We start from the raw sequence: 19,870 nt of genomic DNA, 5'->3' as shown, positions 1-19,870 counted from the left end.
GCTCAGCCCTCGATCGTGCAGAGCACGGCGCCGGAGGTCACGGTCTGGCCGACCTCGGCGGACAGCGCGGTCACCGTCCCGGCCTTGTGCGCGGCGAGGGGCTGCTCCATCTTCATGGCCTCCAGGACCAGGACGGTGTCGCCCGCCTCGACGGCCGCGCCGTCCGCCGCGACGATCTTGACGATCGTGCCCTGCATGGGGGAGACGAGCGCGTCGCCGGACGTCCGGGCGCCGCGCCCCTTCCCGGGCCGCCGCCGCGCCGGGGCGACCACGCCGCCGTTGAGCGGCACGGCGCCGGGCGCCGGGGCGCCGAACCCGGGCGGGAACACCAGCTCGACGCGCCTGCCGTCGACCTCGACGGTCATCCGCTCGCGCTCGCCCGCGTCCGCCTCGGCCGGGTCGGCCGCCGCGTCCGGCTCCCACGGCGGGATCCGGTTGTCGAACTCGGTCTCGATCCACCGGGTGTGGACGGTGAACGGGGCGTCGTCGGCGGCGGGGACGAACGCCGGGTCGTCCAGGACGGCGCGGTGGAAGGGCAGCACGGTCGGCAGCCCCGCGATGCCGAACTCGGCGAGCGCGCGGCGGGCGCGCTCGACCGCCTGGCGGCGGGTCGCGCCGGTGACCACGAGCTTGGCGATCAGCGAGTCGAACACCTGCGGGACGGTCTGCCCCGCGACGTAGCCGGAGTCCAGCCGGACGCCCGGCCCCGACGGCGGCTCCCACCGCGCCAGCGTCCCGGCGGCGGGCAGGAACCCCCGCCCGGCGTCCTCGGCGTTGATCCGGAACTCGATCGAGTGGCCGCGCGCCGGCGGGTCGTCGTAGCCGAGCGGCTCACCGGCCGCGACGCGGAACATCTCGCGGACGAGGTCGAGGCCCGCGACCTCCTCGGTCACCGGGTGCTCGACCTGCAACCGGGTGTTGACCTCCAGGAACGAGATCGTGCCGTCCTGCGCGACCAGGAACTCGCAGGTGCCGACGCCCACGTACCCGGCGGCGCGCAGGAGCGCCTTCGACGCCTCGCGCAGCAGCGCGTCCTGCTCGGCGGTGAGGAACGGCGCCGGGGCCTCCTCGACCAGCTTCTGGTGGCGGCGCTGGAGGGAGCAGTCGCGGGTGGAGGCGACGACGACATTGCCGTGCGCGTCGGCCACGCACTGCGTCTCGACGTGGCGCGGCTTGTCGAGGTAGCGCTCGACGAAGCAGTCGCCGCGTCCGAACGCGGCGACGGCCTCCCGGACGGCCGACTCGTACAGCTCGGGGACCTCGTCCATCGTGCGGGCGACCTTCAGGCCGCGCCCGCCGCCGCCGTAGGCCGCCTTGATCGCGATCGGCAGCCCGTGCTCGCGGGCGAACGCCTCGACCTCGGCGGCGCCCGACACCGGGCCGTCCGTCCCGGCGACCAGCGGCGCGCCGACCCGCTGCGCGAGGGCGCGGGCCTTGACCTTGTCGCCGAGCGCGTTGATCGCGTCGGGGGGCGGCCCGATCCACGTCAGCCCCGAGTCCTGCACGGCCCTCGCGAAGCAGGCGTTCTCGGCCAGGAAGCCGTAGCCGGGGTGGACGGCGTCCGCGCCCGCCTTCTTCGCCGCTTCGAGGACCCTGCCGATGTCCAGATAGGAGTCGGCGGCGGTCGCGCCGCCCAGCGCGTACGCCTCGTCGGACACCTGGACGTGCAGCGCGTCCAGGTCCGGCTCGGCGTAGACGGCGACACTGGTCAGCCCGGCGTCGCGGCAGGCGCGGGCGATGCGGACCGCGATCTCCCCGCGGTTGGCGATCAGTATCCTGCGCACGGCTCTTCCTCTCGGCAGCGGGCCCGCGGGTCGCGGCCCCGGATCGGTGGGGCCCTGAGTCGGTGCGGCCCTGGGTCGGTGGGGCGCGGATCGGACGGCGCGCCGGCGGGCGGGGCGCCGGCGCGCCGTCCGCGATCCGCGGGGTTCAGACGGGGTTGAGCACCATGAAGTGCTTGATGCCGAGCCGCAGCAGGACGAACCGGATGTGGGCCGGGATGTCGTGCTGCCGCTCATCGATGATCACGTGCGGGTCGGCGAGCTTCACCCGCCGCCCGTGGGTGCGCAGCTCGCAGCCGCCGGCGGCGACGACGTTGCGGACCCAGTCGCAGTCCGGTCCGTAGGGCATCGGCAGCACGTAGACGCCGTCGCGCCGGAACACCTTGACGGGGATCCGGTAGAGCCGCCCCGACCTGCGGCCGGTGTGGAACAGCGCGCCGAACCCGGGCATGCGCGCCATCGGACGGCCGATGATGCGGTTGGCAACGATCTTGTTGAACCTCGCGAGCCGTCGTTGGATCGACATCGGCGACACCTCTTTCTTCTGTACGGGGAGAGGGGGCGTTGTCCGGGCGCCCCGGCACGGCGATGGCCGCGTCCCCGCCGGACGGGTGGCGGAGACGCGGCCGTGGAGGCCCGGCCCGGCGCGCGGGCCCCGGGCTCAGGGGGCCGGACGCTCAGGAACGGGCGGGTCGGAAGGGTGGGAAAGGTCAGCGGGGCCGGAAAGGCCGGGCGCGGGGGATCAGCGGATCCCCTGGGCGAAGCGGAACACGCCGTGCGGGTCGTAGGCGTGCTTGATCCGGCTCAGCCTCGGATAGTTCTCGGCGTAGTAGGCGCGCTGCCAGCCGGGCAGCGCGGGGTCGATGAAGTTCTGGTAGGACTCGCGGCTGGAATGGGGGTCGATCGCCTCGAACCCGGTGTCCACCCAGGCGCGGGCGGCGGCGCGCCCCTCGTCGGTCGGCTGGAAGACGGGCGTCACGTACTGGATGTTGAAAAGGCTGTCGCGGTGGACGTAGGCGGTGTCGGTCCGCCCCGGGGCGTTCGCGGCGCCGCCGAGCGCGAGCACCTCCATCTGGTGGCGCTGCCCGGGGACGCGCGCGGTGTCGAACACGGCGAGCGCCCGGTCCCAGGCGGCGCGCGGGATCGGCCCCCTGAACAGGCGGCTGCGGGCCAGGCCGAACGGGGTGCGGGGCAACCGGGCGTCCGGCCGGGTGCCGACGCGGCGGCACTGGTCGGTGCTGAGCGTGGCGCAACCGTAGATGTTCATCATCAGGTCCCGATAGGGCAGCTCGGCCACCCGGTTCGACTGCGGGGCCCTCCCCACCAGCGACAGCATCCGGTCGACCTCGGCGGTGAGCTGCTCGGGGCCGCCGGTCCCGACGAGCTGCTGCGCGACGACCGGCGGGGTGCCGGGCGCCGCGTCCGGCAGGAACACGAGCACGATGCCGCCGATCGAGGACGGCGCGTCCACCAGCCAGCGGGTGTAGCCGTCGAGGAGGTCGGCGGCGTCGTCGAAACGCCAGGCGAGGGTGGCCGCCGCGACCGTCCCGACCTGCGCCGTGGTCGCGGTGTAGGAGGTGACCACGCCGAAGTTGCCGCCACCGCCGCCGCGCAGCGCCCAGAACAGCTCCGGGTGCCGCCGCCGGGACGCGGTGACGACGCGCCCGTCGGCGAGCACGACCTCGGCCGAGGTCATCGCGTCGCAGGCCATGCCGAGCCTCCGGGTCAGGAAGCCGACCCCGCCGCCCTGGACGTACCCGCCCGCCGCGACCGTCGCGTGCGCGCCGCCGACGACCGCGCGGCCGTGCGGGGCGAGCCCGGTGAGCAGGTCGATGTTCTGCGCGCCCGCGCCGAACCGCACCGTGCCCTCGCCCGGGGTGACGGCGTTCAGCCGCGAGACGTCCACGATCAGGCCCTGGGTCGTCGAGTACCCGCCCAGGCTGTGGCCGCCGCTGCGCGGGGTCAGCGGGACGCCGTTGTCCTGCGCGAAACGCAGGCACAGCGACACGTCGGCGGGGCTCTGGCAGTAGGCGACCGCCTGCGGGCGCGCCGCGTCGAACTGCCCGAGGTCGAGCTGCTTGGCCTGCTCGTAGGCCGCGTCGCCGGGCCGGACGAGGGTGCCGCGCAACCGGGAGGCGAGCGCGTCCCACGGGGTGGCCCGCGCCCGGGCCGCCGCCCGCGCGGGGCCCAGCGACCCCGTGAGCACCGGCAGCGAGAGGGCGCCCGCACCGGCGCCGAGGAAGGTTCTGCGACTGACCGTCATTGCCTCACCCGTCCAGAATGGGATGGATGCCGAGCAGCTGCTCCTCCAGGACCCCCATGGAGCCCCGGAAGAAGACCAGCGGCTCCGCGCCGTGGCGGGAGCCGCCGAGTTCGGCGACCTCCCCGAGATAGATGGTGTGGTCGCCGCCGTCGTACTCGTTCACCAGCCGGCAGGCGAGGAACGCCAGCGCCTCGCCGAGCACCGGCACGCCGGTCTCGGTGGTGTGGTGGACGGCCGACTCCAGCGCGGCGGGGTCGCGGCCGGCGAACGCCCACGCGAGGCGCTCCTGCCGGCCGGCGAGGAAGTTCACGCCGAAGCTGCGCGAGCGCGCCAGGGCCGGCGCGAGCCGCGAGTCCTTGTGCAGGCAGAACAGGACGAGCGGGGGATCGAGGGACACCGAGGTGAAGGAGTTGACCGTGGTGCCGGTCGGCTTCCCCTCCTCCTCGGTGGTGATGACGGTGACGCCGGTGACGAACAGCCCGCAGACGTTCCGCAGGGTCTTCGGGTCGATCACGGACACATCAACCTCCATGAACGGAAACGATCCCCGGCCCGGACGGACCGGACCGAGGATCGCGACTGCCGGAGCGGACTACCAGCGGCTGACCTTGCGGTACTTGGGGACCCAGACGCGCCGGTAGATCAGGCGCGCGGGCGGGGGGAGCATGCTCAGGATCCGCTTGACCTCGCCGTCGGTCGCCCCCTCGGTGACCCACGGCATGAACTCCGGCGCCCCCGACATCGACGCCTTCTTGATGCCGGACACGATCTTCTTCCACTCCTTCTCGGGGATCGCCTCGACGATCATCGGGATCGCGTCGTGCTCCTCGTGCGTGAGGTGGTAGCCGAGCTTGGAGTTCAGCTCGTCCAGCACGGCGGCCAGGTCGGCGGTCTCGTGGTGCTCGAAGGCGTAGTCGACCGAGCGCAGCAGCGGGTCGATCAGCGCGTGCTCGGACTCCATGTCGTCCAGGACGGACATGGCCGCCTCGCTGTTGGCCATGTTCTCCCGCAGGTTCGGCCAGATGAACCGGTCCTCGTGCGAGTGGTGCTGCTCAAGCTGGTTCTTGAAGACGGCCCACCCGTTGAGGATCGACCTGCGATGCGCCGGGTCGCGGAAGTTGGCGACCGTCGCCACGCGCGCCATCTTGGTGAGGTCGCGCCTGAAGGCCGCGTGGGAGGCGTTCAGCGCGATGAGCCGTTCGTTGTCGACATAGCGGGCACTGACGTTGCTGTGGGTCATGTCCTCTCCCCAGACGAGGATGTCGCGGGCGGGTGGGCGACGATGCCGTGGCGTGCCGCGACCTCGCGCATGCGCGGCCACTCGGGGGGCGTCGCGCCCGCCATCAGGGCGGAGAGCTCCTCGAAGAAGTCCTCGATGCCCCCCGGAGTGGTGACGCAGAGAATCTTCGCGGTGCCCGTCCCGCTGTTGCGGAACGCGTGCGGGATCGCGCGCGGGCAGAACAGCACGGTGCCCGCGCGCAGGTCGAACTCCTCGTCGCCGAGCCGGACGGTGATCCGGCCCTCCACGACGAAGAACGTCTCGTCCATGTGCTCGTGCGTGTGGACGATCGAGCCCTCGTTCTCCGGGAGGCTCACCTCGTAGAGCGAGAACCGCCCGGCGGTGTCGGTGCCGCGCAGCAGGAACCGCGCGGCCTCCTGCCCGCCCCAGCGGACGGGCGTGACGTCGTCGAGATGCAGAGGCTTGGTCATCATCAGGTGTCCGCCATCGTCGAGTCGTAGGTCGCGCGGCGCGGCAGCGTGAACATCCCGAGGAAGCAGATGATCAGCGCTCCGATCAGGTAGCCGAGCCCGATGGAGAACGACTTGGAGAAGTCCTTGGCGTTCGCCTCCGTGCCGTTGTCGGTGAGGACCTTGGCCACCTGCTGGGCGGCCTGCGGGTTCGGCGCCCCCATGACCGGCTGCCGGCAGCTCTCGGGCGTGGCGCTCGGGTCGGTCGCGTTCGCCCGGTCGGTCACGCAGGTGCGGAAGCCCTGGACCAGGGCGTCCTGCTGCTGCCCGGTGACCTGGACGGCCGCGAGGTCGGCCCGCAGCTTCGGTTCGACCTCGTCGACGCTGCCGTCGGCCTGCTGGGCGATCAGGTGGAACATGAGCACGCCGACGAGCGCGATGCCGAGTGCCGCGCCGAGCTGCTGGGTGGTGTTGAACAGGCCGGACGCCGAGCCCGCGTCCCGCGTCGGCACCCCCGACAGCACGATGTCGGTGATCGGCGCGACCACGAGGCCGAAGCCGAAGCCCGACAGCACCAGCGGCGGCACCATCTCCCAGGAGGTGATGTCGGTGCCGTAGTGGTGGATCGCCCAGATGTAGGCGCCGAACCCGGCCGCGTTGAGCAGCGCCCCGGCCATGACGACCTTGCGGCCGAACTTGGGCGTGAGTACCTGGATGGAGATGCCCGCGGCGGGCGAGGCGCCCAGCGCGAACGAGACGGCGGTCAGGCCGGCGTGCAGCGCGGTCCAGCCGAGGCCGAACTGCATGTAGAGCGTCCAGACGAAGAAGAACGCGCCGAGCGCCACCTGGAACAGCAGCCACACCAGCAGGCCGCCGTCGAACGCGCGGGCCTTGAACAGGCGCAGCACGACCAGCGGGGAGCCGACCGTCGCGGTGCGGCGCCGTTCATAGACGATGAACACCGCGAGCACCGGGATGGCGCTGACCATCATCAGGTAGCCCCACAGCGGCCAGCCGTTGGCGCGGCCCTCGGTGAGCGGGTAGATGACCAGCAGCACCGCCGCCGTCACCAGCACCACGCCGAGCAGGTCGAGCTTGGCGGCCGTGGGGGACTTGGACTCGCGCAGCACCCGCCATGCCAGGATCGAAACGATCACTCCGACGGGGATGTTCACGAGGAAGATGGGACGCCATTGCAGGCCCCACAGGTTCGCCTCCACCAGGATGCCGCCGAGGATCGGCCCGGCCACCGCCGCCGAGCCGATGATGCCCCCGAACAGGCCGAACACCTTGCCGCGCTCCTCGGGTGGGAACGTGACGTGGATGATGGCGAGGATCTGCGGAACCATCAGGGCCGCCATGGCGCCCTGCAGGAAGCGCGAGGCGATCAGCACGCCCGGCGTCGGCGCGATGCCGCACAGGGTGGACGCGACCGTGAAGCCGAGCACACCGATCAGGAACATGCGCTTGCGGCCGACGATGTCGCCGAGCCGGCCGCCGGTGATGAGGACGGAGGCGAAGGCCAGCAGGTAGGCCGACACCATCCATTCGATCGAGGCGTACTGGGCGTCGAGGTCACGCTGGATGCTCGGGATCGCCACGTTGACGATCGTGGCGTCCAGCAGGTCCATGAATCCGGCGACCAGTACGAGCGAGAGGCCGAGCCACCGCCGGGGGTCCAGGTCCTCCCAGTCGGCGGGAGGGCCCGGCGGGTCGGGCCGGCTGTGCACGTCCTGGACCACGAGGGGCCTCCAGTTACCTTAGTTGATGGGCTCATCCGAGCCCTTAATCGATAAGCTAGTGAACTATATAGATGCTAAGGAAACCGGTTTTGAGGTGTCAAGGATGACGACGGAACCACGCGGGGACATCGCCTTCGACGGCACGCCGACCAGCGGGGACGAGACGTCCTCCAGGCCATCTACCAGCGCGGGCGGCCCGTCGGGCGGTTCGCCTGACGGGCCGTCGCTCCGCCGGCTGATGGCCGCGACCCAGGAGGTGGCGCTCGCGGCCGTGGCGCTCAACTCCGCGGGCGCGGCCCTGATGGGCATGAGCCCGAGCGACTCGTTCTGCCTGTGGCACGTCACCGAGGCCACCCAGGACGAGCCGGTCACCTCCGGCCGGCTCGCCGAGCTGACCGGGCTGACGACCGGCGCGATCACCGGGGTCGTCGACCGGCTGGAGGCGGCCGGGTTCGTCACCCGCGAGCGCGACCCGAGGGACCGCCGCAGGCAGCTGATCCGGCCCGTCCCGGAGAAGATCGCCGAGCTGTACCGGCTGTTCGAGCCGCTCGATGAGACCTATGAGGGGCTCCGGCTGGCCCTGAGCCCCCGCGACCGCGAGGTGATCCTCGACTACCTGCGGACGGTGTCGGGCATCATGCGCGCCCACGTCACCGTGCTGCGCGAGGCGCACCGGCGGTCCAAGGCCCCGGGCCGCCCCCGCCGGACGGACTGAACGTCCGCCCGGCGGGTCGAGCGGGCCCCCGCGGCCCCGGTCGCCCGGCTCAGCCGGGGGACCGGGCGGGGACGAGTTCGGCGGGACGCTCCCGCAGCCGCTCCAGGGCCTCGCCCCGCGGCAGCAGCGGACCCGCCAGCGCGGTCGTGACCAGCGCCATCAGCACCATCATCGTGAACATCTGGCCGTCCAGGACGCCCAGCCCGACGGCCGCGTTGAGGATGATCAGCTCGGTCAGCCCGCGGGTGTTCATCAGCAGCCCGAGCGTCCCGGTCTCCCGCCAGGTCATCCCCGCCAGCCGCGCGGGCGCGGCGGCCCCCACGATCTTGCCGGCGCACGCCACCAGGATGATCAGCGCGAGCTCCAGGTACTGCGTGCCGTGCAGCCCGCCGATGTCGACCCCGAGGCCGGTGACGATGAAGAACACCGGCAGCAGGATCAGGCTGAGGTGCTCCAGCGGCCGCCGGACGTGCTCGACCAGCCGCTCCGCCGGCTCGCGCGGCGTGACGAACCCGAACAGGAACGCCCCGAAGATGGCGTGGATGCCGATCCAGGTCGTCGCCCAGGCCGACAGCAGCGCCCCCGCGCACAGCACCCCGAGCAGCGTCCGCCACTGCTCGGCGCCGGTGAGCCGCGCCACCAGCGCGCGGAGCAGCGGACGGACGGCCGCGAACATGAGCGCGACGTAGACCGCGGAACGCAGCGCGATCGTGCCGAGCTCGGACGGGTCGCCGTCGGAGGTGACCAGCGCCGACACGTAGGCGAGCATGCACCAGGCGAGCACGTCGTCGACGGCGGCGCTGGCCATCGCGAGCGTGCCGATCCGCGTCCCGGCCATCCGGTGGTCGCTGAGGATGCGGGCCAGCACCGGGAAGGCGGTGACCGACATCGCGGCGCCGAGGAACACCGAGAACGCCAGCGCGGAGACGTGGTGCCCGTCCACCGAGTCGTGCCGCGGGTACAGCACCGAGGCGGCCGCGACGCCGAGCCCGAAGGCCAGCGCGACCGACATCAGCGACACCCCCGCCGCCGCGGTGAGGTGCTTGCGGATGAGCTTCCTCTCGAACTCCCACCCGACCGAGAACATGAACAGGATCACGCCGATCTGCGCGACCGCCGACAGCAGCGGCCGCACGTCCCCGGGAAAAAGTTGCTTGGTAGGATTACCCGGGAATTGGCCCATGAGACTCGGGCCCAGCATGATGCCGGCCGTGATCTCACCGATGACGAGGGGCTGGCGGACCGTCTTCGCGATCCGGCCGAAGAGGATCCCGGTGAGCAGTACCACCGCCACACCGGCGAACATGATCGCGATCCTGGTGTCGGCCGGGGGGGCCATGGAATCTAACATCGGACGCCTTCCTCACCAGCGGTCGGTCCGGGCGTAGTCGGGCCTCCACTCCTGGCGGTAGACCGCCCGGAAGGGCGGAGGCACGATCGTCTCGATGCGCTCCAGTTCTTCGCCCGTCGCGCCGTCGGCCAGCCACGGAAGGTATTCGGCGACGAACGCGAGGTCGGCCGAGGCCCGGATCGCGTCCATGACATCGTCCCATTCGGCATCGCTGAGAGCCATGCCGATCAGCGGCAACGCGTCCCGCTCCTCGTGGCCGAGATGGGCCGACAGCGCCTCGTGCAGCTCGCGTACCGCGCCCTCGACCTCCGCCCGCCCGGCCGGCGCCGACCCCCCGGTCACGCCGTTCTGACCAGGCGTTTCCAGGGTGTCGTCGACGGCCTTCAGCAGCGTGTCGAGCCGCGCGTGCTCGGCGTCCATCTCGGCCAGCACCGAGAGGGCGTTCTCGCTGCCCGAAAGCCGCTCGCGCAGGCGGGGCCAGATGTGGTCGTCCTCGCCCTGGTGGTGTTTGCGCATCTGGGTCTTGAAGGTGCGCCAGCCCGCCAGTAGCGCGGCGCGGCGGCGGGGGTCGGCGAGGTCGGCGCGGCCGGCGGCGGTGGCCAGCCGGTCCAGGTCGCGGCGGAACGCCGCGTGCGCGGCGTTCATCGCCAGCAGACGGTCGGGGGCTTCCATGTCTCTCCCTGTCGAAGGTGTGGTGGGGGGGTGTGCGCGGTCGGCCGTCCGGCGCTAGAGCAGCTTCCGCATCTTCACGCCGTTCTTGAGGATGCCCTTCATGAACTCGCGGCCCAGCTCGTTCATCTCGGGCGGGCCCTGCACCGACGCCCAGTACAGGAACCGCGCGATCATGAAGGTGGTGGGGAAGATGTGCCGCTGCTCCGGGTCCTTCCAGCCGAACACCGGGTTGACGATGTCGGTGGTCTGGATGAGCCGGTGGACGATCGCGGCGGCCTCGGTGCCGGTCAGCGCGCCGGCCTCGTACTTCTCGCACGCCTCGGCGGCGCCTTCGAGGAGGTTCTTGAACTTGTCGCTCTCGGGCCACCACAGGCCGGGGTAGGGCGCGTCCTCCAGTTCGAGGAAGCTCTCGTCCCGGCCGTACTTGAGGTAGAGCATGCGGGCGCGGGTGAGCCGCATGACGCCGGGCGTGATGAACGCGCCCCAGACCCGGAACATCGCGTTCCACAGCTCGAAGTTCTCGAACGAGATGAACGAGCTGTTGACGAGTTCGTCGTTGAAGTGCAGCAGGCCCCGTTCGAGCTGCTCGACGTAGGCGAAGCGCTCCTCGCTGAAGTCGTCCTCCTTCAGCGCGCCGAGCAGCCGGTGCACCAGCGCGTCCACGACCTCGAAGGTGTTGGACAGGCCGCGCGAGAACAGCGGGTCGATGAACCCGGCGGCGTGCGACATCAGGCACCAGCGGTCGCCGATCGTGCGGGACGAGGAGTACTGGAGCCGGTCGGTCGACACCCACTCGCGGACCCGGTGCGCGTCGGTGAACTGCCGCTTGACCGCCGGGTACTGGTCGAGGAAGGACTCGAACTCCTCCTCGGGCGTCATGTCGGTGGGCTTGGGGTAGCGGCGCGGGTCGATGGTGAGCCCGACGCTGCACAGCGGGTTCTTGGACTTCTTGTAGCTGTCGAACGGGATGATCCAGAACCAGCCGCGCTCGATGAGGTGGTGCATCGTGCCCTCGTGCCAGGCTTTCGGCGGGCGCTCCTTGCGCGGGTGCCGGCTCACCTCGTCGAAGGGCCGGACGCCGACGAAGTGCGTGAACAGCGACCGCGAGTGGTGCTTGAAGCGGGCGGGCGTCTCGCGCAGCCCGAACTTCTCGGCCAGCGGCGAGCGGAACCCGCTCGCGTCGATCAGGTACCGGGCGCGGAACACCTCGCCGTTCTTGCCGGTGACCGTGACGCCGTCGTCGTCGAAGTCCAGGTCGGTGGCGCGCCAGTTCTGCCGGGTGACGCTGCCGTACCGGCAGGCGGCGTGGAACATGAACGAGTCGGAGTCCTGGCGGAACATGTGACTCGCCTGGGTGAGGATCTTGGGGATGGTGAACTGGGTGGACTCGCGCGGGTCGGGCTCCTTGCCCGGGTAGTGCCGCATGAAGCCGAAGTGCGCCTTGTTGCCGAACGTCGGCCCGATGTCGCGGGTGCTGGCGGTGATCGAGGTCAGGCCCTTGATCTCGGGGACGTCGTAGCGCTCGGCGAGGATGTGCAGCCACTCGACGAGCTGCGGGGTCATCGACTCGCCGATCGCGAAGCGCGGGTGCTGCGAGGCGTCGATCAGCGCGACCTTGACGCCCTGGCGCGCGAGGATCGAGGCGGTGACCGAACCGGCCAGCCCGGAGCCGAGGATCACCACGTCGACGAGGTGGGTCTTCCCGTCGCTCTTGTCGGGGCTCTTCATCGTCACGGTCTTGGACATCACTTCTCCTCTGCGTCCTTCTCGTCTTCCTGGTGGTCGAGGCCGCTGGCGAACGCGGCGAGCTTGCGCCGGACCGACCGGTGCGTCATCAGGTCGGCGATCAGGGCGCGGTGCGGGTCCTGCTCCGGGCCGCCGAGCAGCAGCTGCTCCTGGACCCGCATCGCGCTGAGCGCCTTGCGCACCGCCCCGTGCCGCCGGTCGTGGTAGTCCTCCAGCAGCGACTCGGGGCCGCGCCCGGTGGCGACGGCGGCGAGCGCCGGGCCGAGGGCGTGCGCGTCCTGGATCCCGAGGTTGATCGGCAGCCCGCCGACCGGCATCTGCCGGTGGGCGGCGTCGCCCGCGAGCAGGATCCGGCCGCGCCGGAACCGCTCGGCCTGCCGCGCGGCGTTGTCGAAGGCGTGCAGCCAGACGGCCGTGCCGTGCCCGATGCTCTCGCCGGTCACCGTCCGCCAGGCGGCGGCGACCTCGCCGAACGAGGGCGTGCCGATCCGGCGGGGGGTGAGGTGGCCGTGCCGGTGGACCATCACGCGGGTCAGCCCGTCCGGCCGCCTGGACGCGACGGCCAGCCCCGCCGGGAACCGCTCGAACCGCCGGTTCGGGACGTCGATCCCGGCGACGTCCGCCGCGAGCAGCTCGTGCGTGGCGGACGTGCCGGGGAACGCGATCCCGGCCTCGCTCCGCACCGTGCTGTCCTGCCCGTCGCAGCCGACGAGGTAGGCGGCGCGCAGCGGCTCCTCCAGCCCGTCGCCGCCCACCTCGGCGAACGTCGAGCGGACGCGCACCGAGCGGACGCCGACGCCGCGCCTCACCTGCGCGCCCTGCTCGATGGCCCATTTCTCCAGCAGTTCCTCGACCCGCGTCTGCGGGACCTTCCACTGGCCCGGATAGGGGGAGTCGACCTGGGACAGGTCGAGCGGGATGCCGCCGAAGTGCCCCATCGGCTCGTTGGGCGGGACGCCGAGCAGGTCGAGCAGGCCCAGCTCGTCGAAGATCTCCATCGTCCGCGCGTTCAGCGTGGTGGCGCGCGTCTCGGTGGCGCGCTCGGTGCGGCGCTCCAGCACCGTCACCTCGGCCCCGCCGAGGCGGAGCGACCCGGCGAGCAGCAGCCCGGCGGGGCCCGCCCCCACCACGACGACCTGCCGCGGGTCGGCGTCGGCCGCCACCTCAGCGCCTGCTCTCGGCGTATTCCTTGGCATGGCCGAGCGTCGCGGTGCTGTTGCGGCTGAGCGCGTTCCGCACGAACCGCGCCGACTCCAGGACGCCCGCGTCCGCGCCGAGCACCTTCGTGATGTTCTCGGTGTTCAGCACCACCGTGTGCTGGGAGGTGACGAGGACGCCGTCCTGCCCGTCCTCCTCCAGCAGCCAGTAGCCGGTGTGCAGGTCCATCAGCGCGGGCAGCGTGATCTGCTTGTAGACGATCCGCTCGTGCGGGAAGCACACGCGCACCGACTTGGTCGTGTGCGTCGAGCCGTCCGCGGTGCGGGTGTCCATCTCCAGGATCTGGAGGCCCGGCCTCTCCTCGGTGAGGCCGACGCGCGCGACGTGCGGGAGCCGCTCGGCCCACAGCCCGGCCTCGTTGAGGAAGTCGTACACGTCCTTGGCCGAGCCCTCGACGCGCAGCGAGTCCTGGAAGGACAGCAGCCGGTCGGGCTCGGTGCCGCCGAGTTCGGCGTTGGCCTTGAGCGCGGCCAGCTCGGCGTCGCTGTTGCGGTCGACGGCGGTGTCGATCCAGGCCAGGCCGTCCGGGTCGTCGTCGATCGCGCGGTAGTGGTGCAGCAGCCGCACCAGGCTCTCCTCGTCGGAGACGGCGTCGACGATCCAGGTGCCGCCCATCGCCGCGACCGGGGGCACCGTGACCTCCTGCGCGAACTCGATGCGCCGCGCCTCGGGGTCCAGCAGGCGCCGCGACGTCCAGCCCTTCGCCTCGCCGTTGGCGGTCGCCCAGATCTGGATCCGCTCGCCGCCGTCCATCTCGCCGAGCCGCTCCACGTGGACGGTCGGCGGGAACAGCCGCGGCCAGTTCCCGACGTCGGCGAGGAGCCGGTAGACCTCGGCCGCCGGTGCCCGCACCGTGACGGTGTGCTCGACCTCGTGGAGGCCGGATGGCGCTGTCATGGTCTCTCCTCCTTCGCTTCGGAAATCACCGGGGGTCAGAAGTTGCCCAGGCCGCCGCAGACGTTGAGCGCCTGCGAGGTGATGGACCCGGCGGTGTCGGTCGCGAGGTAGCCGACGAGACCGGCCACCTCGTCCGGGGTGGAGTAGCGGCCGAGCGGGATCTTCGCCTGGAACTTGGTGAGGATCTCGTCCTCGGACACGCCGTAGGCGGCGGCGTAGCCGCTGCGCACCCGCTGCGCCATCGGCGTCTCGACGTAGCCGGGGCAGACCGCGTTGACGGTGATGCCGTGCGGCGCCAGCTCGTTGCCGAGGGCCTTGGTGAACCCGACGACGCCGTGCTTGGACGCCGAGTACGGCGCGCCCAGCACCACGCCCTGCTTGCCCGCGGTGGAGGCGATGTTGATGACCCGGCCCCGGCCGCGCCCGCGCATCCCGCCGGTCGTGAGCACCTCCCGGGTGACCCGGAAGACGCTGTTGAGGTTGGTGTTCATGACGTCCAGCCACAGCTCGTCGGGCAGCTCGGCGGTGACGCCGCCGCCGCTGCGGCCCGCGTTGTTGACCAGGACGTGCACCGGCCCGTACCGCTCGACGGCCGCGGTGACGAACGCCCTGACCTGCTCCGGGTCGCGGACGTCGCAGGGCGTCCCGTCGACCTCCAGGCCCTCCTCGCGCAGCTCCTTGAGCGTCGTGCGCAGGGTCTCGGCGGTGCGGGCGCAGATGTAGACCCGGTGCCCGGTCTCGGCGAGCCGCCGGGTGACGGCCAGCCCGATCCCGCTGGTGGCGCCGGTGACGAGGGCGACGCGGCCCTCCTGCGCGCGCTGCTCGGTCGTCGGCATCGTTGCTCCTTTCGGGGGTCGCTTGCGGTTCGGGACGTGTCAGGCGGCGTCGGCGGAGCCCTGGCGGTTGACGACCGCCAGGAACAGGCGCGGCGTGGTGGCCTCGCCGACGGTCTCGTCGTCGAGCTGGATGCCGAGCTGGCGCTCGATCCGCCCGGCGGCCTCCAACAGCGCGATGGAGTCGTAGCCGATCTCGGCGAAGTCGGTGTCGAGGCTGTCGCCGCCGACCGCCACCTCGCTCTCGCCGGCCGCCTCGCGCAGGACGCGGCCGAGGTCCTCGACGGTGAATTCGGACATCGTGGTTCCTTCCGTGAAGCCTGGTCAGGCAGGTGCGGCGACGGGCGCCTCGGCGGTGGCGACGACCATCGCCGAGTTGAACCCGCCCTGGCCCCGCGCGAGGACCAGGGCGGTGCTCATGGCCGCCTCCCGCGTGTCGCGGACGAGGTCGAGCCCGTAGGCGGGGGACGGGTCGCGGGTGAGCGTGGGCGGGATCAGCCCGTCCCGCATCGCGTAGAGCGCGGTGCTCAGCGCGAGCGGCCCGGCGCCGGAGTTGAGGCGCCCGGTCATGGTCTGCGGCGCGGTGACCGGGACGCCGCCCGGACCGAACAGCGCGTTGATCGCCTCGGCCTCGACCCGGTCGAGGTCGGGGATCGCCGCCGCGTCGGCGAACACCACGTCGATGTCGGACGGGCGGAGCGCCGCGTCCCGCAGCGCGATCTCCGCCGCGCGGCGCAGGCCGGGTTCGCGCCCGGTGTCGGGGTGCGGGTCGAAGGTGGAGCCGTAGCCGGCGACGCGCCCGTAGATCCGCGCTCCGCGCGCCCGCGCCGCGTCCTCCTCCTCCATCACCAGCAGGGCGCCGCCCTCGCCGGGGACGTGCCCGGCGGCGTCGGCGGCGAACGGGCGGTAGGCCCGTCCCGGGTCGGGGTCGGTGCTCAGCCGCCCGCCCGCGATCTGCGCGACCCAGCCCCACGGGCAGATCGACCCGTCCACGCCTCCGGCGAGGACCAGGCCGCCCCCCTTGCGGATCTGCCGGCGCGCCTGCGCGACCGCGTCCAGCCCGCCCGCCTGGTCGGACACGAGGACGCCGCCGGGCCCGCGCAGCCCGTTGCGGATCGAGATCTGGCCGCTGTTCACCGCGTAGAACCAGGCGAAGGACTGGTAGGCGCTGACGTACTGGCCGCCCTTGCTCCACAGGTTCTTCAGCTCGCCCTGCCCGAACTCGAACCCGCCCGACGAGCTCGCGGTCATGACGCCGATGCCGAACTCGGGCCACTCCGACGGGACGATGCCCGCGTCGGCGAGCGCCCAGTCGGCCGCGACCAGCGCGAGCCGCGTCATGTGGTCGGTCTGCGGGATCAGCCTGCTCGGCAGGTGGTCGCGCGCGACGAACCCGGGGACCTCGCCGGCCAGCGTCGAGGGGTACCCGGTGGCGTCGAACCGTCCGACGGGCCCGATGCCGGTGCGGCCCGCGCGGGTCGCGTCCCAGAAGTCGTCCTTGCCGAGGCCGTTGGGCGCGGTCACACCGGTCCCGGTGATCACCACCGACTTCATGCGACGCTCCGCAGCACCATCGCGCTCTGGAAGCCGCCGAACCCGCTGCCGACCGTGAGCACGGTGTCGGTGCGCTGCTCGCGCGCGGTGAGCGGGACGTAGTCGAGGTCGCACTCGGGGTCGGGCGTGTGCAGGTTCGCGGTCGGCGGGACGAGGTCGTACTCGATCGCCAGCGCCGACGCGGCGATCTCGATCGAGCCGATCGCGCCGAGCGAGTGCCCGACCATCGACTTGATCGAGCTGACCGGGGCCCGGTAGGCGTGCTCGCCGAGGCTGCGCTTGAACGCGGCGGTCTCGTGCCGGTCGTTCTGCTTGGTGCCCGACCCGTGCGCGTTGATGTAGTCGACGTCGGCCGGGTCGGTGCGCGCCTCGTCCATCGCCCGCGAGATGGCCTCGGCCATCTCGCGGCCGTCCGGGCGCAGGCCCGTCATGTGGAAGGCGTTGCACCGCGTCGCGAACCCGGCGATCTCGGCGTAGATGTGCGCGCCGCGCCGCCGCGCCCGCTCCAGGCTCTCGATGACGAACATCGCCGAGCCCTCGCCGAGCACGAACCCGTTGCGGGACCCGTCGAACGGCCGCGACGCGTGCTCCGGGTCGTCGTTGCGCGCGGTGGTCGCCTTGATCGCGTCGAAGCACGCGACCGTGATCGGTGAGATCGGCGCGTCCGACGCACCGGCGATCATGACGTCCACCTCGCCGTCGCGGACCAGCTCGATCGCGTGGCCGACGGCGTCCAGCCCGGACGTGCAGCCCGTCGAGACGACCGTCGCCGGGCCCTCCGCGCCGGTCGACCAGGCGACCTCCTTGGCGAACGAGCTCGGCACGAAGTAGTCGTACAGGTGCGGGACGGCGTAGGCGTGGTCGACGAGGTCGAGCCGGCCGCCGTCGCTGACCACCCGGTACTCCTGGTCCAGGCCCATCGTCGCGCCGACCGCCGTGCCGACCGTGACCCCGACCCGGTGCGGGTCGAGGTCGCCCTGCTCCAGCCCGCTGTCGGCCAGCGCCTCGGCGGCGGTGACGACGGCGAGCTGCGCGCCCCGGTCCATCCGGCGGATCTCCTGCGGCCCGAGCCCGTGCGCCTCGGGGTCGAAGTCGATCTCCGCCGCGACCCGGGACCGGAACGGCGCCGGGTCGAAGAAGCTGATGGTGCGGGTGGCGGTGCGTCCCTCGGCGAGCAGGTTCCAGAACGCCTTCGTCCCGATGCCGCCCGGTGCCGTCACACCGATTCCCGTGATCACTGCTCGATGCCCCATCGAGGCGTCGCCCCCTCGGCTCATTCCGTGGACCAGTGGTAGAAGCGGGTCGCCATCGCGTCGGACGGCGAGCGCCAGGTTGCGGGGTCGTAGGCGGTGATGTGCGCCCGGAGGTCGTCGCTGACCTGCACGAACAGCGGATGGGTCTTGGCCTGTTCGATGGCCTCGCCACCGTGGTCGTCGGCGAAGTCCTGCACGTGGAAGTACAGGCCCCGGTAGTGGAAGAGCTGGCGGCGGCGGGTGCCCATCAGCCCGGGCATCTCGGTCTTGTCGAACGCGCCGAACAGCCCCGCGACCTCCGCCTCGGACTCGGGTGCCATCCGGGCGACGATGAGGGTGCTGTGCATCGGATCTCTCCTTCGCTCGCGAGGGTCCTGACTAGCGGGGTGTGCCGAACCAGCGGGACGCGGCGTCCCGCAGCCCGGAGCCGTCGTCGCCGGCCCAGACGACGTAGCCGTCGGGGCGGACCAGAAGCGTCGCGGTGCCGCACAGGGGGCTGTCGTCGGGCAGCCCGTGCGGGACGGCGTCGACGACCTTGACGTGCTCGGCGAGGCCCGCCGCCGGCGCGAGGCCCTCGCGCAGCCGCAGCAGCACCGGGCGGCCGTCGTGCAGCAGGCCGAACGTGCTGGTCTTGGCGTCGCCGACGACGAGTTCGACCTTGGGGACGCGGCGCCCCACCAGCGGGTGCGAACCCGGCCCGACGTCGTAGCGGACGTCGAGGCCGCTGACCATCCCGGCCAGCCGCCGCCGGACGTTCGCGTCGTCCATCAGCTCGGAGAAGACCGTGCGGAGCGGGTCCATCTCGACGCCGCTGAGGTAGAGCATCCCCTGCGCCTGGGTGTTCATCAGCAGCCGCGCGCCGATCGGGTGGCGCTCGGCGTGGTAGCTGTCGAGCAGGCCGTCCGGCGCGCGTCCGGCGGCGGTGGCGGCCAGCTTCCAGCCGAGGTTGAAGGCGTCCTGGACGCTGACGCTGAGGCCCTGGCCGCCCGCGGGGAGGTGGGTGTGCGCCGCGTCCCCCGCGATCAGCACGTTCCCCAGCCGGTACCGCGTGACCTGGCGCGTGGCGTCGCCGAACGAGCTGACCCAGCGGGCGTGCCCGCCGTGCAGGGACTGGCCGGTGAGGCGCTGCCACGCGTCCGCGACCTCGGTGAAGTCCGGCGGGGCGGTGCGCCGCCGCGGCGGCGTGCCGCGCTCGACGACGATGATGCGGTCGTAGCCCTCGCCGAGCGGCGCGGACATCACCATGCCGCCGGGCACCTTCTCGCCGATCTGGCGCGGCTCGATGACGCAGCCGCCGACGTCGGCGAGGAACATCTCGATGGTCGAGTCGGTCCCGGGGAACTCGAAGCCGGTGAGCGCGCGGACGGTGCTGCGGCCGCCGTCGCAGGCGACCACGTGGCGGGACCGCAGGGTCAGCGGGCCGTCGGGCCCGACGGCGTCGACGTCGACGCCCTCGCCGTCGTCGGTGATCCCGACGACCTCGACGCCGCGCCGGATGTCGGCGCCGAGTTCGGTCGCCCAGTCCTCCAGCACCTCCTCGGTGCGCGACTGCGGGATCCCGCGCGCCCCGAAGTGGGCGTCCGCGAGGACCGAGTAGTCCATCGGTATGCCGCCGAAATGGCCCTGCGGGCTCGTCTCGACCTCGCCGAAGCGGGGCACGAGCCCGCGCTGGTCGAACATCTCCAGCGTGCGCGCGGTGAATCCGAGTCCCCGGGATTCCCCCGAGCGCTTCGCCAGTTTCTCCAGGACGATGACCTCGACGCCGCCGAGGCGTAGCTCCGCCGCCAGGACCAGCCCCGAGGGACCGGCGCCGACGACGATGACGGGCGTGTCCACCAAACCTCCCTGATAGGGAAAGGAAGAATGAGATGAGGAAGGCCGGACCCGGGACGGGTCCGGCCTTCGTAAGGCGCTCGCGCGCCTCGCGTTTCACTGGTGGCGGGTGACCATCGGGAGCATCGGTGGAGGCGGTCAGGGACGGCCGGGCTCCCGGCGCGTCCAGCTGTGCGGCGGGACGAACGGCGGCGGGATCAGCACGCTGCGTCCACCGGGTGCGGTGGCGGCGGCCGCGGCCGCCCGCCGCGCCAGGTGGAGCGCCAGGACCAGCCCGGCCAGCTCGGCGGGGTCGAGGCGCCCGCCGGCCACTTGCAGCACGC

General features: G+C 72.4%; 20 protein-coding genes. 1 reads left to right on the top strand and 19 read right to left on the bottom strand.

Features of this window, described 5'->3' with window-relative positions:
- Positions 1 to 2: 2 nt before the first annotated feature.
- The 7 genes from GNZ18_RS00925 to GNZ18_RS00895 form a co-directional block, all read right to left on the bottom strand.
- Complete coding sequence (locus tag GNZ18_RS00925) at positions 3 to 1,784, bottom strand: ATP-binding protein (protein ID WP_312874232.1); 1,782 nt, start codon at positions 1,782 to 1,784, stop codon at positions 3 to 5.
- A gap of 145 nt (positions 1,785 to 1,929) precedes the next feature.
- Positions 1,930 to 2,307: a nitroreductase family deazaflavin-dependent oxidoreductase gene (locus GNZ18_RS00920; RefSeq protein WP_156214154.1), complete on the bottom strand. Its 378-nt coding sequence runs from the start codon at positions 2,305 to 2,307 to the stop codon at positions 1,930 to 1,932.
- A 216-nt stretch (positions 2,308 to 2,523) separates the two neighbouring features.
- A complete protein-coding gene (locus GNZ18_RS00915; protein WP_156214153.1) occupies positions 2,524 to 4,044 on the bottom strand; it encodes an FAD-binding oxidoreductase in 1,521 nt (506 codons plus the stop codon).
- Between the two features lie 4 nt (positions 4,045 to 4,048).
- Positions 4,049 to 4,576 (bottom strand): flavin reductase family protein, encoded by a 528-nt coding sequence (locus GNZ18_RS00910; protein ID WP_156214152.1) that lies wholly within the window; start codon positions 4,574 to 4,576, stop codon positions 4,049 to 4,051.
- Positions 4,577 to 4,636: 60 nt separating this feature from the next.
- Complete coding sequence (locus GNZ18_RS00905) at positions 4,637 to 5,284, bottom strand: hemerythrin domain-containing protein (RefSeq protein ID WP_156214151.1); 648 nt, start codon at positions 5,282 to 5,284, stop codon at positions 4,637 to 4,639.
- On the bottom strand, positions 5,281 to 5,757 hold the full coding sequence (locus GNZ18_RS00900; RefSeq protein WP_156214150.1) for a cupin domain-containing protein: 477 nt from the start codon (positions 5,755 to 5,757) through the stop codon (positions 5,281 to 5,283). Before GNZ18_RS00900 ends, GNZ18_RS00905 begins: the two co-directional genes overlap by 4 nt.
- Positions 5,757 to 7,475 (bottom strand): MFS transporter, encoded by a 1,719-nt coding sequence (locus tag GNZ18_RS00895; RefSeq protein WP_312874231.1) that lies wholly within the window; start codon positions 7,473 to 7,475, stop codon positions 5,757 to 5,759. The genes GNZ18_RS00900 and GNZ18_RS00895 overlap by 1 nt, the downstream gene beginning before the upstream one ends.
- A gap of 103 nt (positions 7,476 to 7,578) precedes the next feature.
- Between GNZ18_RS00895 and GNZ18_RS00890 the strand changes: the two genes are divergently transcribed.
- Positions 7,579 to 8,190, top strand: coding sequence for a MarR family winged helix-turn-helix transcriptional regulator (locus tag GNZ18_RS00890; protein ID WP_246249327.1), 612 nt, complete (start codon positions 7,579 to 7,581; stop codon positions 8,188 to 8,190).
- A 49-nt stretch (positions 8,191 to 8,239) separates the two neighbouring features.
- On the opposite strand, the gene GNZ18_RS00885 is transcribed toward GNZ18_RS00890, so the two are convergent.
- From GNZ18_RS00885 to GNZ18_RS00830, 12 genes are all read right to left on the bottom strand, one after another.
- The gene (locus GNZ18_RS00885; RefSeq protein ID WP_214616355.1) at positions 8,240 to 9,529 is read right to left on the bottom strand and encodes a cation:proton antiporter domain-containing protein; all 1,290 of its coding nucleotides are present in this window, start codon (positions 9,527 to 9,529) and stop codon (positions 8,240 to 8,242) included.
- A gap of 24 nt (positions 9,530 to 9,553) precedes the next feature.
- Positions 9,554 to 10,213: a hemerythrin domain-containing protein gene (locus tag GNZ18_RS00880; RefSeq protein WP_156214148.1), complete on the bottom strand. Its 660-nt coding sequence runs from the start codon at positions 10,211 to 10,213 to the stop codon at positions 9,554 to 9,556.
- Between the two features lie 54 nt (positions 10,214 to 10,267).
- The gene (locus GNZ18_RS00875) at positions 10,268 to 11,959 is read right to left on the bottom strand and encodes an NAD(P)/FAD-dependent oxidoreductase (RefSeq protein ID WP_214616356.1); all 1,692 of its coding nucleotides are present in this window, start codon (positions 11,957 to 11,959) and stop codon (positions 10,268 to 10,270) included.
- Complete coding sequence (locus GNZ18_RS00870; RefSeq protein ID WP_173390588.1) at positions 11,959 to 13,122, bottom strand: FAD-dependent monooxygenase; 1,164 nt, start codon at positions 13,120 to 13,122, stop codon at positions 11,959 to 11,961. Before GNZ18_RS00870 ends, GNZ18_RS00875 begins: the two co-directional genes overlap by 1 nt.
- A gap of 1 nt (position 13,123) precedes the next feature.
- Entirely contained in the window at positions 13,124 to 14,074 is a 951-nt protein-coding gene (locus GNZ18_RS00865) for an aromatase/cyclase (protein ID WP_156214146.1), read from the bottom strand.
- 35 nt (positions 14,075 to 14,109) lie between these two features.
- Positions 14,110 to 14,910 carry a 3-oxoacyl-ACP reductase FabG gene (gene fabG / locus GNZ18_RS00860; protein WP_156214145.1) on the bottom strand — a complete coding sequence of 267 codons (801 nt, stop codon included), beginning with the start codon at positions 14,908 to 14,910 and terminating at the stop codon, positions 14,110 to 14,112.
- Positions 14,911 to 14,949: 39 nt separating this feature from the next.
- Entirely contained in the window at positions 14,950 to 15,207 is a 258-nt protein-coding gene (locus GNZ18_RS00855) for an acyl carrier protein (protein ID WP_156214144.1), read from the bottom strand.
- A 24-nt stretch (positions 15,208 to 15,231) separates the two neighbouring features.
- The gene (locus GNZ18_RS00850) at positions 15,232 to 16,461 is read right to left on the bottom strand and encodes a ketosynthase chain-length factor (RefSeq protein WP_156214143.1); all 1,230 of its coding nucleotides are present in this window, start codon (positions 16,459 to 16,461) and stop codon (positions 15,232 to 15,234) included.
- On the bottom strand, positions 16,458 to 17,714 hold the full coding sequence (locus GNZ18_RS00845; RefSeq protein ID WP_156214142.1) for a beta-ketoacyl-[acyl-carrier-protein] synthase family protein: 1,257 nt from the start codon (positions 17,712 to 17,714) through the stop codon (positions 16,458 to 16,460). Before GNZ18_RS00845 ends, GNZ18_RS00850 begins: the two co-directional genes overlap by 4 nt.
- Positions 17,715 to 17,734: 20 nt before the next feature.
- Positions 17,735 to 18,061, bottom strand: coding sequence for a TcmI family type II polyketide cyclase (locus GNZ18_RS00840; RefSeq protein ID WP_156214141.1), 327 nt, complete (start codon positions 18,059 to 18,061; stop codon positions 17,735 to 17,737).
- Between the two features lie 31 nt (positions 18,062 to 18,092).
- Positions 18,093 to 19,550 carry an FAD-dependent monooxygenase gene (locus GNZ18_RS00835; protein ID WP_312874230.1) on the bottom strand — a complete coding sequence of 486 codons (1,458 nt, stop codon included), beginning with the start codon at positions 19,548 to 19,550 and terminating at the stop codon, positions 18,093 to 18,095.
- Positions 19,551 to 19,685: 135 nt separating this feature from the next.
- Positions 19,686 to 19,868, bottom strand: coding sequence for a hypothetical protein (locus tag GNZ18_RS00830; protein WP_156214139.1), 183 nt, complete (start codon positions 19,866 to 19,868; stop codon positions 19,686 to 19,688).
- Positions 19,869 to 19,870 lie beyond the last annotated feature (2 nt).

The organism is Actinomadura litoris (assembly GCF_009733595.1).
Lineage (GTDB): Bacteria > Actinomycetota > Actinomycetes > Streptosporangiales > Streptosporangiaceae > Spirillospora > Spirillospora litoris.
Note: the sequence above shows the minus strand (reverse complement) of the source record. Positions and strands in the feature narration are given on the sequence as shown.

Excerpts from the sequence above, each read along its gene's own strand:
- GNZ18_RS00900 (WP_156214150.1), bottom strand. The coding sequence starts at position 5,757 with ATGATGACCAAGCCTCTGCATCTCGACGACGTCACGCCCGTCCGCTGG.
- GNZ18_RS00885 (WP_214616355.1), bottom strand. The coding sequence starts at position 9,529 with ATGGCCCCCCCGGCCGACACCAGGATCGCGATCATGTTCGCCGGTGTG.
- GNZ18_RS00840 (WP_156214141.1), bottom strand. The coding sequence starts at position 18,061 with ATGCACAGCACCCTCATCGTCGCCCGGATGGCACCCGAGTCCGAGGCG.
- GNZ18_RS00875 (WP_214616356.1), bottom strand. The coding sequence starts at position 11,959 with ATGTCCAAGACCGTGACGATGAAGAGCCCCGACAAGAGCGACGGGAAG.
- GNZ18_RS00865 (WP_156214146.1), bottom strand. The coding sequence starts at position 14,074 with ATGACAGCGCCATCCGGCCTCCACGAGGTCGAGCACACCGTCACGGTG.
- GNZ18_RS00915 (WP_156214153.1), bottom strand. The coding sequence starts at position 4,044 with ATGACGGTCAGTCGCAGAACCTTCCTCGGCGCCGGTGCGGGCGCCCTC.
- GNZ18_RS00855 (WP_156214144.1), bottom strand. The coding sequence starts at position 15,207 with ATGTCCGAATTCACCGTCGAGGACCTCGGCCGCGTCCTGCGCGAGGCG.
- fabG (WP_156214145.1), bottom strand. The coding sequence starts at position 14,910 with ATGCCGACGACCGAGCAGCGCGCGCAGGAGGGCCGCGTCGCCCTCGTC.
- GNZ18_RS00890 (WP_246249327.1), top strand. The coding sequence starts at position 7,579 with ATGACGACGGAACCACGCGGGGACATCGCCTTCGACGGCACGCCGACC.
- GNZ18_RS00850 (WP_156214143.1), bottom strand. The coding sequence starts at position 16,461 with ATGAAGTCGGTGGTGATCACCGGGACCGGTGTGACCGCGCCCAACGGC.
- GNZ18_RS00920 (WP_156214154.1), bottom strand. The coding sequence starts at position 2,307 with ATGTCGATCCAACGACGGCTCGCGAGGTTCAACAAGATCGTTGCCAAC.
- GNZ18_RS00880 (WP_156214148.1), bottom strand. The coding sequence starts at position 10,213 with ATGGAAGCCCCCGACCGTCTGCTGGCGATGAACGCCGCGCACGCGGCG.
- GNZ18_RS00905 (WP_156214151.1), bottom strand. The coding sequence starts at position 5,284 with ATGACCCACAGCAACGTCAGTGCCCGCTATGTCGACAACGAACGGCTC.
- GNZ18_RS00910 (WP_156214152.1), bottom strand. The coding sequence starts at position 4,576 with ATGGAGGTTGATGTGTCCGTGATCGACCCGAAGACCCTGCGGAACGTC.
- GNZ18_RS00845 (WP_156214142.1), bottom strand. The coding sequence starts at position 17,714 with ATGGGGCATCGAGCAGTGATCACGGGAATCGGTGTGACGGCACCGGGC.